This is a genomic window from Archangium violaceum, assembly GCF_016887565.1.
GTDB lineage: Bacteria > Myxococcota > Myxococcia > Myxococcales > Myxococcaceae > Archangium > Archangium violaceum_B.
On sequence record NZ_CP069396.1, the window covers coordinates 6,964,558 to 6,979,153 of the forward strand.

Annotated in this window: 1 protein-coding gene (cut by a window edge); it reads right to left on the minus strand. The window is 65.3% G+C overall.

Annotation, left to right across the window (positions count from 1 at the left end):
* Positions 1-14,518, minus strand: the 5' portion of a protein-coding gene (locus JRI60_RS27955; protein ID WP_204218932.1) for a CARDB domain-containing protein. It extends 2,252 nt beyond the left edge of the window; the window shows 14,518 of its 16,770 coding nt (coding positions 1-14,518); its start codon is at positions 14,516-14,518; its stop codon lies off the left edge, out of view.
* Positions 14,519-14,596 lie beyond the last annotated feature (78 nt).

Here is a 14,596-nt window from a genome sequence, read left to right on the forward strand (position 1 = left end):
CGTTGGAGAGGTTCGCGGAAGTGATGACCGGCACCGAGGAGTCACCCACGCGGAAGAAGGTGGAGGACAGGTTCGTCTCCGCCGCCCCAGTCCGGGTCGCCGTGAGCGACACTCCATGGAGCCGCGGTACCAGTCCGGTGGTCGGTACCACCAGGGTGTGGGACCAGGAGGCGCCGGGTGCGAGCGTCCCCACCGTCACCGGCCAGGTGTCCACGACAGCCGCGGGTACCGCGCCCTCATCCACCAGGAGAACGGAGAGCACCAGCGACTCGGCCGGGGCCGAGCCGTCATTCCTCACCTCGAGCTGAATCGAGGCATCCTCGCCAGATGGAACGACGGGAGGCGCCCCGGGTGCACCCACCACGGCGACGACGCCCTGCACGTCCACCCGGCCCTCCACCACGAAGGTGGTCTCGGAGGTGGCGAGCACGGAACCATCGAACCGGAGCCACGCGGTGGCCCGATACGTGCCCGGCGACGGACGCGTGGCCAGCAGGACCACCGGCGATGCCGAGGCACCCGGAGTAAGGGCCTGCAGGTCGAGGCTCAGCGTCTCGATGACGGCCCCCTCCGCGTCCTTCACCTCGAGCGCGATCATCGCACCCGAGAGCAGTGAGTTGCTCGAGAGGTTCACCACCCGGGCCATGAGATCGACCGGCTCTCCACCGATGTACTGGCTCCGCGAGGGGGACAGTGCCAGGGAAGCTCCCTGATCGGGGAGGACCTCCAGCAGCGCATGGGCCGTGGAGACTACCGAGCCCGCCACCCTGGCCGTGGCCATGACCTTGTAGGTGCCGGCGAGCAACCCCAGCACCTCGACCGGCCGTTTGAAGGACTTGCTCGCGTCAGCACCCAGGGGGCTGTACAGCTCGCTCGCCCCCAGGGTCCTGACACGGGTGCCCTCTTCGTCCAGCAGCTCCACCTCCACGGCCACGGGGGTGGCCGCACCGGTGTTGACGACAGACACCGTCGCGGAGGCGGTGTCATGGGCCCCGAGCGTCCTACGGGAGAGATGGACGCCCAGGGTGATTCCCGTGTCTCCGGCGATGACGAAGGGGACCCGCTGCTGGTTGTTGCCTCGATTGGACTCCTCGATGAGCTGCTCGGGATCCACCATCGCCACCAGTTCCTGGCCACCGGAGAGCCCGGAGATATCGATGGGCACGAACGCCGCCACGGTCGCTCCCGGCGCCAGCGTCCCGGAGAGCGTCACCAGACGCGAGGGGCGTATCGAACCATCGCTGCCCAGGACCGAGGCGGTGACCTTCACGCCGCTGACAGGGCTCCCACCGTCATTCCTCACGGTGATGGCGGCCTGGGCGGGCTCTCCCACGCGAGGAATCGCCGGCTGCACCACCGCGCTGACGACGAGTTCCGGCAACCGGCTCGTGTCGACGAGCACATCGATGGGACTGGAGTAGGGACTCTGGGTGCCAGCGAGACTCCTGGCGGTAGCCACGAGCCGGTTGGGTCCCCGGTCCAGGGTCACGCGGCTGAAGGTGAATGGCACGCCCCAGTCGAGCCGGCTCGGGGTCAGGAGCGGCTCCGTGCTCCTGTTTGGCTCGGTGAACTGCAAGAGGTCTTCGTCAGACGGCCATAGGAGCTGGCCCGTGGAGGCAAAGGCGCCGACCGGCTTCCCGACACTGTCGCTGGTGTCGAGAGTCTGGAACATGAGCTGCCCCGAGGCCTTGTACACGACCCGGTTCGAATCCCAGGAGAAGGCCGCGCTCGAAGCGCTGCCAGAAGACGAAAGCAACCGGGACGTCGGCGTCGTGCCCGAGGTGTCGACCAGATACAGGCCCATCGGGTCCGACCAGATCATGTTCGCCTGCACCAGCATCCGGGTGCCACTGCGTGAGACCACCAGCGTGTTGCGCTCGAGGCTGAACTCAAGGGTCGAGGCAGTCAGAAGCTTGCGACGAGAGCTTGGGTCGCAAGGCTCCGTGGGGTTCGTCTTGTCGAGGTCCCACTGCACGAGGCTGCTGGAGACAACGGCGACGATCCCTTTGTTCCCGGTCCAGGCAGGGATGCCAGCGGGCGCGCCCTCACACCTCACCGACCAGAGGATCCGCTCCGGCTCCGCCACGGACCCCACTGCCAACACCGGGCCCATACCATCCTTGAAGGGGGCATAGGCGACGCGGGTGGAATCCGGAGACCAGGCCATTACCCTGATGCTGCCGGGGTTGGAGGCATCCACCTTCCGCCACGTGTTCGACGCCACCTCGCCAACGAGGAGAACGATATTGCCAACGACGCTGCAAAGCGTCCCCGTGGCGATGTTGCAAGACCCGGTGATGGCCACACGGGTCTTGTCCGGCGAGAGGAACGGGGTGCCGGTGAATTGCACATCGGACAGGGTGAGCACCTTGACGTCGTGGGTGGACAGATCCTCCACCCCGATGGCCGGCGTCGAGCCACTGCTCGTGGTCGAATTGAAGCGGTACGCAATCGCGCGACCGTCGCTCGACAGCGAGTAGTACTCCGAGGGTGTGTTCTTCAACTGCAACGCCGAGGAGATGACCCTGGAGGTGGAATCCTCGGGGGTGACGGTGCCAGCGGAGCGGCCATTGACGAAGAGTTCCACCGTCGTATCCGGGCCCGTGACGCCCGAGATGGTGTTGACGGTCGTCGCGACGGTCAGCGGGTTACCCGCCCTGGTGGGCGAAGTCAGCCGAGGCGCCTCGGGAACCTCGCTCGCGGGAGACTTCACCTCGAACAACAACGTATTGGAGGTCGCGGCTTCGAGCCCATTCTCATACAACGCCACCACCGTGTAGCGGTAGAACCCATTGCCCAGATTGTTCTCGGAGAATTCCGTGGGCGTGGGCGAGACAGGCAACGAGATGGACTCCGGCGCATTCGTTCCACGCACACGAAGAACCTTGTAGCCCTTGACGAAGGAAAGACCCTCCCCCGCCACCGAGATCTGGAAGTACACCTGGGAGCTGGGGTCGTCGACCTTGGTCAGCGTGATGACGGGCGGAGACTGGTAGGTCACCTTCAGCGGTGTGGAATCGGCACTGACGTTGTTGGTCGGGTACTTCGCCCTGACGAAGAGCGTGTTCTCCCCGGCGACGAGCGGGGTGGGAATCTCGAACTTGCCATCCCAGCCAGCGCTGCCTTGCGCCACGAGCACGGGCGTTGGCACCTGCTGCCGGAACACCTCGATGGTGGAGGTCGAAGGAAGAGGACCGGAGGAGTAGAGATAGCCCTTCACCGCCACGGAGGGAGTTGGCACCACGCCAGTCGCCAGCGCATCGAGGATCGGCGCGTAGGTGGTGATGAATGCCTTCCCATCCCCGGTGAGGCCGAACGGAGAGACAGCCGAGACGGTGTATTCACGTTTGTCGCTGGAGAGTTGCGACGTATCCAGCAGCGGGCGCGGACCGGTGACGAACGGAAGCGTATTGAGTGTCACCTCCGCGAGACCCACCGGGCTCGACGAAGAAGCCGGGGTGAGATCGTACGCCACGGCCCGTACCTCGAGCGGCGGAGCCAGGGTCACGTCGATGTACGGTTCGTGATTCTCCTTGAGCAGCACCCAGAGACCACGCACCTGCACCCATACCTTGGCCTTCTGACCACTGGTATTCATGGCCGATGTCGCGGAGATCCGATCGACGAGCACCGGGTCGCGCAGTTGCATCTCCCAGCGCCGATGCGCCGGATCGCTGGAGACCCAGGCCGTGGACGCGTTTTTGTCGTAAGCGTCGCCCCCATTGCCCGTGGCAACGGGGAACGTCTCCGCGACGGGCCTCGGACCACTGCTGAGACCTTGCAGGTGCCCGCCATTTCGCGTGACGAGGTAGCCCGCGACCTTGCCCGCCGGGTTCGAGTCCGTCCAATCCACGTAGATGCTGTAGCCCTCGGCCCTGAGCACTGGCACCGGAGCGCTGGGGCTGACATCCCGGAAGTAGTAGGCGGAAACCGGAGCCGGGTCGCTGCCGGATGCGTCGGAGGCCACGGCCTGCACTTCCACGGCCTCCGAGCTGAAGCTCGCCGAGTCGACCTCCAGGATGAAGGGAGGGCTCGTCACGACTCCCAGCGTCGTGAAGGCCGTCTCACTGCCCGCACGCGCCTGGAACAGCACCTGGGTCACATCGGAGCCGTTTACCTTCGCCTCCAGGGCGACCTTCCCGGAGATACGCGCCATCGAGGGAGGAGACTCGAGCCCCGCCACCGGCGCGAGCACATCCAGGGGGACCGACCTCGGCACGGAGCGCTCACTCAGGTTGCCGGCCTTGTCCATGGCCTGCAACTCGTAGGTGTTGGCGCCGTCCGGTACGTCCTTGTCGAGGTAGCTCGTCAAGGTCGAGGTCAGGAGATAGTCCTTGAGTTCGACGGGCGAGGAGTCGGGGGAAGGTTTGAGCGGGACACCGTTGCGGAACAGCAGGTAGCCGGCCAGATCCGCCTCGGAGTTGGGCTTCCAGGCCAAGGTGACATTCGATCCCGACCTGGACGGATCCTCGGCAACCCACTGAGGACGGCTCGGAGCGACGTTGTCCACCGACACGGTGATATGCGTCTCCGATACGTTACCGAGGATGTCCTCTGCTTCGAGCCGGATCGTCCACAACGAGCCCTCGGTCTTCGCGGAGAGATCGACCGTCCCCAGTAGTGCATCGGAGGCGGCCATCCGAGAGGACGACAGGACACGGGTGAACGCCGAGGGATTAACACCCTCGCCGAGGAGCAGCCTGTACTCCTTGAAGTTCTCGACCGCGTAGGCGCTTCCCATCACCTCGACGCGACCGCTGACCACCGCTTGCGCGACTGGCTGGCTGATGACGACGACCGGCATGTCGACGCCGACGGACACCTCGTTGGAAGGCACGCTCTCGAGGCTGTTCTGATCGACGGCAACCACGATGTACCGGTAGGTGCCATTCGTCGTGAGGTCGTCCACCTTGGACAGGGTGGTGCCCGACAGCACGACCGGATCCCCGAACTTGCCCGAGCCGGTGGCGCGCTTCATCTTGTACTGCTTGATGCCGGAGGCATCGCTGCTGGCGGTCCAGGAGAGCTCGACGTGCCGCCCCGGCTTCACGATCGCACTGAGCACCGGAGGCGTTGGCGGCTGGGTGTCGACGACGAACTCAAAGGGGTCGCTCTGCCTGCTGTTGTTGGCACGGTCCAGAACGGTGAGCCGGGCGGTATAGATGCCATCGGCGGGAAGCACCGGCAATTCGCCCAGCAAGCCCGAGCCCACGGACACAGTGCCCGAGGCAATCTCGCTGAAGAGCAACGCCCCCGTGGAAGAGCCACTGGCGAGCTCCAGCGTGTAGCTCGCCAGGTTGGTATCGCGTGCGGTGCCGTTGATCTTGATGGAGGACGTGCCAACCTGAACCGAGGAGATCTGCGCCTCCGGATCCGTGTTGTCCACGACCACGGGGATCTCGGCATGGGCGCTGTTGCCAGCCAGATCCGTGGCCGTCCAGACGAGCGTCACCGGCCCTTCGGTGGCAAGGGACCAGGGGAGCTCCACATCCCCCTCCACCGGGGGAACGACCGTGCCGATCTCCTGCGAGCTGGTGCCGCTCCTGGCCGAGAGCGTCACCTGGGACAGGTCATCGCCAGACACGTGGCCCCCCACCATCTGGGAGCCGGTGATCGGGTCCGAAGAGAGGTACTCACCCGCCACGGGATAGAGGAAGGCAATCCGGGGAGGCGTCGAATCAGAGATGAAGTTCACCGAGGTGCTGGCGCTGTTGCCAGCACCATCCGTGGCGGTCAGCACGATCCGCTGCGCCCCGTCCGTCAGCCCCTCGAAGCGGGCCAGGATGCTGTTGGCTCCCTGGGCCTGGTGGCCGCTGCCGATCACCGCTCCCGGTCCCGACAGACCGTAGGCGACCTTCCACTCGCGGAGATGGGGGTCGGAGACGGAGCCAACCACGTCTCCACGTCCCGGCACGCGGCCGCCCGCCTGCGGTGCCGTGAGCTCGAGCGTGGGCGGGGTGCGATCGATCGCGAGCCGAGCGACAGCCGTCTCGGTGAGCGCGAGCGCATCCACGGTGGTGACGAGCTTCACATTGTAATCGCCATCGACATCGAGCCTCGGGTCGTCGAAGAGGGCCGAGGGCAACTCCACCGCGGTGGGAACGGGATCGAGCAGGATCGGTCCATGCAGCGTCTTGAGTGAACCATCCTTGGTCTCGATCTGCAGTTCCACCCTCGCGGACTGCCGCAGCACGATGTTGGCGACGACCTTCCCGAGCGGCTGAATGGGAGAGATGAGATCGGGCGTGATCAAGAAACTGGCGATCACACTCCCGGCCGCTACCTGGACCTTGATCCTCGCCTCACTGGTCAAACCGGCCTGATCCTTGACCGTGAGCACGAGGGTATGCTCGCCGTTCACGAGGCCAGCGGTGCTCACCGTTCCGAGCACGCCCGTCGCGGCCACTTCCGATTCAAAGGGCTTGGCGGTGCTTCCCTCGAAGAACAGCGAGTAGCTCTTGAAGTTGGCATCCGTTGCCTGACCCGTAACCTGGATGACAGACCCCACGGAAGCCCCGACCACCGGTGTATCGATCCGGGCCACGGGCGGAGTCGTGTCGCGCACCACCTGTGTGGTCTTCACGGACTGACGGCCGCAGGCATCGACGGCCTCCACCCGGAGCGTGTACGTCCCGTCGATCAAGGCATCCCCCCCCACCACCACGCTCCCATTCCAGGTGAAGTCGTGGAGCCCTTTGGCCTGTCCGCCGAACCGATGGACCACCGACGTCTGCCCTCCCGCACTGACGGCGTACAGGGTCACATCCCCGGGACCATCCAGGGAGTAGTGCACCAGGGTCGTCTTGTTTTCGGTCCCCTGGGGACCAGGATTGAAGACAACCGGGTCCACCGTCAGTGCATCCAGGTTGATGCCATCGCTCACGTAGAAGGTGCGGGTGCGAGGTGTCAGGCACACCGAGCCACCACTGGCATCACGAGCGAAGCCGGTGAGCGTATAGGCACCCGGGGGAAGATCCGCGGCATCCATCTTCCCGAGCGTGCCCTCGGCGAGCACCCATTCCGGTCTCGTCTTGGAGAAGAGAGACACGGTCTTGACCTCGTTGCTGTCGACAGGTCGGATCTCCAATCCAGCGAGCTCCAACCACTGGTCGGAGAGGAGTCCCTTGAAATCAAAGGACGTCCCCAGGGTTCCATCGGAGAGGTTCGAGGCCACCGGGCAGAACTGCGCACCGTCAGCGGGCGCCGAGAGGGTGAACTGGACGGGCGTCCGGTCCACGAACACCGATCCCTCCGTGATGCTGGAAATCCTCCTGTGCCGGGTCCCCTTCACCGTCGTGGCGATGACCTCGACGCGATGCTCCCCTTCCGGCAGGTCTCCCGTCTCCACTTCCTGGGTCCAGAGGGTACCTGAAGCGCTTTGGGTGAGCGCGAGTGGCTTGACGCGCTTCTCCATGGGCGTGATCAGCCACGCTTCGAGCTTCTGCCAGCCCCCCGCGACGTCGGTGCTGGCGTTGACCGAGATGTCGTAGACCGGGTTCTGGGATGCACAGACAGCCGCATTCGCGCGGCGTTCGATATTGATATCGATGTTGGCACACTCAGGCTCGCGCGCGTCGCACAGGCGGAGCATGGTCTGCTCGTTGCGCGCACTGTCGAGCACGGTGCCGTCGGCCAGCTTCGCCACGAAGCGCAACCGGTTCCGCTCTCCGCAGGACAGTCCCGGAACTGGCACCTCCGCCGACTGGCCGTCGAAGCCTGGGAGGGTCGTGACCAGACGCGGCAGGCCTGTGCTCTCGTCGGTGACATAGACCTCGACGGACTGGAGCGGCTGGCGGAACGTCTCGATGAGGCTGAGCGGTTGCCGCGAGGCGCCCGAGGCCGCTCCGACGTCGATCAACCCGCAGACATTCAGGATGCCGGACCCCTCGACATCACTACCGTCGATGCGCTTTCCCTGGATCGCCACCGTATAGAGACACTTCGTGAGGCCGCCGGTGGGCACTTGCGTCCTGTAGAGGATGTCCCCGTCGAGGATCGCACCGCCGAGAGAGACCGGTACGCGCACCTCCGAGGTGGCGCCACCATAGGGGATGAACTCCAGCGTGGCACCCGGGGCGAGCAGCTCGGTATCCGGAGCGCCACGCGCGAGCCGGACGGAGATCGTGGCCTCCTCCGCTCCGCCCTCGTACTTCATACAGGTGTCCACGGTCGCGCCGGGGACGAAGGGAACCTTCGTGGAGAAGACCCGCCCCGTGGCATCCGTGGCCAGGATGTGGAGGTCGAAGGGGCGCACCGGAAGGGTGCGGGCATCCCAGACGATCGCGTCCTCCGCGAGCATCTCCACGTTCATGTAGTCGACCACCGTGGCTCCGGTCACCGGAGACGGGTAGGACACCGCGTAGGAGACGATGCGCTCTCCCACGGTATTGGCGAGCGCGAAGGCATAGCGCTGGGGCTTGAAGGTGAAGCTCGAGGGATTGATGTCGGTCGTTGCGTCGAACAGGCCCAGGTGGTCCACCAGGACCTGGTTCTTCACCGGGCGGAGCAGATCGATACGGGGGATGGTCCGCCCGTCGTAGTGCAACGTGCCACCGGACTCGAGCGTGGACGCCTCTCCGATGCCAGTCAGGAAGAGCCGCTCGGGCACGGTGACCCGCGGGCTCAAACCCGTGTTACCCGCCATGTCCCTGGCGCGTACCTGCAGTTGCCCACCCCGCAGCTCCTCGGGCAAGGCGACCCAGAGAGTCTCACCTGTCTGGCTATTGGGAATCCCGTCACGCTCGATCGCGACGGAACCCGTCCCAGATACGGACTCCAGCTTCTCCTCACCCGGATGGAGCTCGTCGGTCGTCGAGGCCGCCCAGACCCGCACAGAGGGAATCTCAACGGGCCTGCCTTCCGCGGAGTAGGCAAACGTCCCGCTGCTGTCGATGAAAATGGACCGCTTGCCGACCCTGGGAAGCTGCTGGCCCGGCGCGATGCTCACCACAGGAGGCTTCGTGTCCACCACGAATCCCGTGTTGGCCCGATCCGCGCTGATCAGGTAGTCACCGTCGGGGACACGCGTGTTGTCCACCTTCCCATCCCAGGTGAACTCGTTCCAACCCACTTCAAGAGGAGGGCTCCCGAAGTGTTTCACGGCCGCACCGGTGTCGGTGCGGGTCACGACGAATCCGGCGCTGGTGGGAGAAGTCACCTGGTACTTCATCGCCACCGTATCCAGCACGCCGTCATCATTCGGAGAGAAGATGACGGGATCGGCGGAGAGGTTGGCGATGGTGGAGGCGGCATTGGACCAGATGGCCTTCGTGGTCCGGGTGACTGAATTGCCGGCCTTGTCCCTGACCGTCAGCATCACCTCGTACAAGCCAGGGCCAGGCGGGTTCCAGGTGGCGAGCTGCCCCTCGATGACGGGCACCCGCCGCTGCGCGACCACCACCGGCTCGGCCGTCGAGCCAAGAGGCCGGACGGCGACGGTGTAACTGTCGAAGTTCCGATCGGTGGCCGTTCCCCTGAGGGAGATGGCGGAGCCGCCGGGCGGGCGGGACGCCTGGATCCACGCCGACAGGTTCTCCAGGTGGTACATGGCCCAGTACGACAACCCATCGCTCACCTCGCCATGGAGGAAGGTTCCGCGAGGAGACCACTCGAATCCCACCCCATTCACACCAGGCACCCAGGCGAACTCCTTGGAATCGCCATCAATGACGGGCCTGGTGATGCCGAGGGTCACTCCTCCCGGAGGCCCCGAAATCAAGCTGACCGCGGCGTCGCCTCGAGGACTGAGTGCGAACCCATAGGTCTTGAACCGGGAGTCTGGGTACGCCTTTCTCTCTCCGGACTCCAGGCCATGGAGCACCCACTGCACCCCCACATTCCGGTAGAGCCCTCCATCAAAGAAGTCTTGAACGTAGCGGGCCAGGAGGAGGGAGTTGCCTCCATCGACCCAGCCGAACACGTTCAAACTGTTCTGGTAGTGGCATTCGATCGCCGAGGCGTAGTCCGGCTGGTCGAGTGAGATTTTGTTCAGACACCCGAATCTGGAATCACGATGCCAGGCCGAAACAGCCACATGACGCCCATCAGGAGACAGCCTGAAGTCGTTGAGGGTGCCATAATCAGAGTAGGCGGGGCCGCCAATCCTGCTGTATGAGGCAGCGACCTCGGTCCTGACGTCGTGCACTCCCTGCACGCCGACACTGCGAAGCTGGTGAGAAGTGTAGGTATACGAGGCGGAACTCCAGATATACCAGAGCCGTTGTGAATCCGCCTGGAACCGGATGGGGCCGGCGATGATGTCCTCTTGGGAGATATTGCTCGAAACCAGGGTCGAGGGCGCCTTCCCTCCCCGCAGGACACGCTTCAGCTCGTATTTTCCCGTCGAGGAATTGTACTCGAGGTAGGCAAAGGAATTGCCATCCGGAGACACCTCGAAATTATACATATTGACATTGCAACTCACGCCCATCACGCCGACTTGAGCGAGCAGCTCGGGCTCTCCTCCCATGAGTGACTGGCGATAGAAGCCACAAATGCGAGTGGAGGCATTGCTTCCAAAGTAGACGAGGCCGCTGTCGTCCGGCATCCCCCGGTCACCAGCATCCACGTTCTTGAAGAAAGCGTGACGGATCAGCGATGGATCCTCGACTTCATCGATCTGGATCCCGTTGGTGTCGACCACTGCCACGGCCATGCCGAGTTGGACCTGCTTACCGCCAACTTCAGCGAGGACGATGATCCGGTATTCACCGTCCTTCACCACCCTGCCCGCCTCGTCCTTCCCATCCCACACAACCGAAACCGAGGGCTCACCGCTCTCGGGAACCTCGAACGTCCGCACTTGCGTTCCGTCTCGCGTGGTGACGAGCACCTTCGAGGCACCGCTGTCATCGGGAAGCCGGTAGAAGATCCCGGTCGAGTCCTTCACGCCATCGCCATTGGGCGAGATGTAGGGCTCGGTGAGCGCGACCGCTCCGGTCTGCATGAGGATCTGGCGCTCGGCCCGGTTGTTACCGGTGCTCTGCTCCTGGATCAGTCCATCGCGATTCACGATGGCCACCAGGGTCTGCGCCCCTGAAAGCCCCGAGGTGGACCAGGGAATGACGACCTGCCCCCGAGCCCCCGCCTCGACCGCCGCGAGGGGGGCCTGGTCGATCAAATTGCTACCATCCGACTTCGGTGCTCCGCGGTAGAGGTGCACCTGGGTGGGCTGGGATGGCTGCTCCCCCCGGTTGTAGACGGAGACGGTCACGGAGACCGCATCGCCCGCCGTGGGGAAGGAATTGTCCGGGAGGATGTCTCCCTCCGTGAGCACCAGGTCGGGAATGGAACGGGGGGTGAGCTCCAGAACCGAGGTGTTGTTGTTCTCCTCGAGCTCATCCACCTGATTGCCTTTATCGACCTGCGCCACCAGCACGAACTTGTCCGCGCCAGGCGGGGTGTATTCGAAGGTGACGACCTTCGACTCTCCCGCCGCGAGCCCCTCCACCGTGGCACTGCCGACAGGCGTACCCGTCGCGCTCCCCAGGAACAGATCGACCGTGAATGTTCCCACCGGGGCTCCGGCATTGCGCACCCGAACGAGGATGTCCGCCTTCTTCCCTTGCAGCGGCGGCTGGGGAGAGGTGGAGATGGCGCCCGCCCCCAGCTGAAGGTCTGGCTCGTTGGAAGGATTGACCTTGAGCGTGGCCGTCACCGCGCTTCCCCGAGGAGTGCCCTGGTACATGGCCTGGGCCTCCACGGTGTAGGTGCCAGCGTGGGTGGCCACCCAGGACACCGTCCCCGGCCTCTTCTGCCCCGAGGCCAGGGGTTGCAGGGACGCGGGCAGCGTCACCAGGCGCACCCCATCCGCCGCCACCACACGCACCTCCACGCTCGCTCCGACCACCTCGGTCGTCCCCGTATTGGAGACCTCGAACGTGATGGGCACGGTGGCGTTCTGATCCGTGGTGGGGACGTTGTCGATCAGCGCTACTCCCGGCAGCTGGAGGGCCCCCACCTGGAGGCCCACGGTGCTCTCCGCCGCCACATTCAAGGTGGCGACGTTGTTGTCCACCCGAGTCTCCTCGGGTGCACCCGACGCCTGCGCGATGCGAACCTTCAGCGCGACGGGATACGGTCCGCCCTGGATGACCACCGGGAGCGACACCGGGACGTCCTTCGCCTGGGCCGCCAGATTCAAGGTGGTGCTGTTCAGGACCGTCTCTCCGACGGAGATCGACACCACGACTCCGTTGGCTGGCGTAAGACCCGCATTGCCCACCAGGGCGGTCACCTGCAGCGTCTGGGGCAGATGACCCACCTTCTCCGGCGAGGCCACCACGTTCCCGGGCACCACGAAGAGATCCACACCACTCGGCGCCGGATTGACGATGAAGTCCTTCGCCGCGTGGTTGTCGTCCTCACGCACCTCATCGATGTCATCCCAGGGATCGACCACCACGAACAGCTGGGTCGAACCCGCGTGCTCGCTGGTATCGATCGGGAGCCGGACCCTGGCGGTCGCTCCAGGCGCCAGCGGAGGAAGATCCTGCGGATCACCGAAGAGAACACGGTTCGAGTCGACGGCCTGAACCAGGGTCGTCTCATCCGAGGCGATGAAGCCAGTGTTGCGCACCAGCACCTCCACGGTGGCCCCCGCCCCTTCCGACACGGAGCAGCCAGAGGCGCCCTCCAATACGGAGCAACCGGAGAGCTCCACGCTGGCGATGGAGAGGTTGGGCACCTGCAGCAACCGGAGCACATGAAGCACCCGCGCGGTCTGGTAGACCGAGCCCTCCCAGCTTCCATCCGCGAGCTGTTGCGCCTGGAGCGAGGCGATGATCTGCTCGCCATCCCCGGCCCCCAGCTCCCCCCAGGCCACCAGGGCCAGGACGACCTCCGCGGTCGTGCTCGGCAGATCGAGGTCGTCACGGTAGAGACCATCGATCCCCCTGTGCGCCTCCAGGTAGGTGAAGGCCGCTCCCACGGCCATGGAGATGGGATCCAGCGCGGAGCCCATCCGCGGACGCCGGGCCAGGAACTGCAGCACCAGCGCGGTCGTCTCGAGCCGGCTCGGACCGCGCTCCAGGGCCGGCCAGCCTCCATCTCCGTTCTGATGGGCGAGCAGGTACGACTCGATCCCCGCGAGCGTGGACTTCAAGGGCTCGCTCTCCGCTCTCCCGGCCTCCGTCTCCGTCAGCGCCAGTCCGACCAGCGCGGTGTCGAGAACGGTCGCGCCGTATCCGGGCGCGTAGCCACGTCCTCCTTCCCAACGAATCCCCAGGGGGTCGGTGTCCTGCGCGAGCGAAGCGAGGCCCGGATCATCGGGCCTCCAGGCCAACGCGAGCCCTCGCAGGCGGCGTGCCCGCTCGTCACCATCCTTGGGCGTGCGCTCGTCGAGCCAGTCCGCCCCGTCCTTCACGGCTTGAAAGACCCCTTCCCTGCCGTCGAAGTACGCCAGCGCGGCGAGCACCGCCTCCGTCTCACGGACAGCCGTCTCCGGGTGATCCTGCCAGTGCGTCCCGGTCTTGTGATTCAGCAGGTACTGAAGACCCTGCACCTCACCCACCCAGGAGCCCGTCGGGGCCCGATCCACCCGCTCGGTCTGCATGAAGGCGCGACCGCGCGTCAGGTAGAAGAACTGGTTGGCCCAGGCGGCCCGCACCTTCTCGACATGCGCGAGCTGCGCCGCGGTGGCCTCCTGCCCTTCTGGAACCAGCAGGATGAAGGCGGCTCTCAGGTCACGAGGCGTATTCGCCGCCTTTGGACTCCGCTCGCCGAGCAGGGCGATGAGGTTCTCCACCTGGAGGGTGGCCGGAGTGGCAGGAATGGTGACGGTGGCGTCGAGCGGAGGCAGATCATCGGGATTCTGGGTGACCCCGCTGCCGGGCGTGAGCAGCTGGAAGGGAGGGACCTCCTCGGGGGCCATGAAGCCCATCAGGTACAGGTCCAGCGGCGAGTAGCGCCGCATGGACTCGACAGCGGTGAAGGTCCCCATCTTGGTGGGGGTCGCGTCCTTGTTGTCCTTCCATTCCGAACCGTAGAGGACCGAGGCGTTCGAGCTCAGGAAGAAGCTCCAGTGGGAGTCCTCCTCCCCCAGCATGCCGAGTTCCTTCCCGGCCTGCCCCGACCATTGGTGCGCCACTTCGTGGGCGAGGATCTGCAGGGCCTCCGCTTCCGTCTTCATCGGAGAGGTCGGCCGGAGCGTGCCAATGTCGATGTAGCCCTTGAGCTGCCGGGCACTATGGAAGAGAGCGCCGATGTCGTAGTTGATCGGCTTGCCGATGCCCTTGACGGAGTTCCTCACCAGGGTGTGCAGACCCACGGTGTGGCTCGGATTCACGTCATCCTGGCGCAGGATGGTGTCGAAGCCGGGGAAGACCACCAGGAAGTCGTAGGCGTCCGAGTTCCGCGCGTAGAACGCCTGGGCCACGCTCCGCCGGGCATCACCCGTCCCGGTGTAGTCGTCAGGGTCCACCTTCACGACCGTGACGTTCCCCGTATCCGCGAAGGAGAGGGACGACGCGCCCACCAGCAACAGGGTCAGAAGACCGCGAAGTGGCTTCAGTCCAGACACAACGACCCCTTCCATGGGTGAAGGGCCCGTATAGGGGATCTGTTGGCTACAGGACAAGCAACCCGTGACGTGACACAC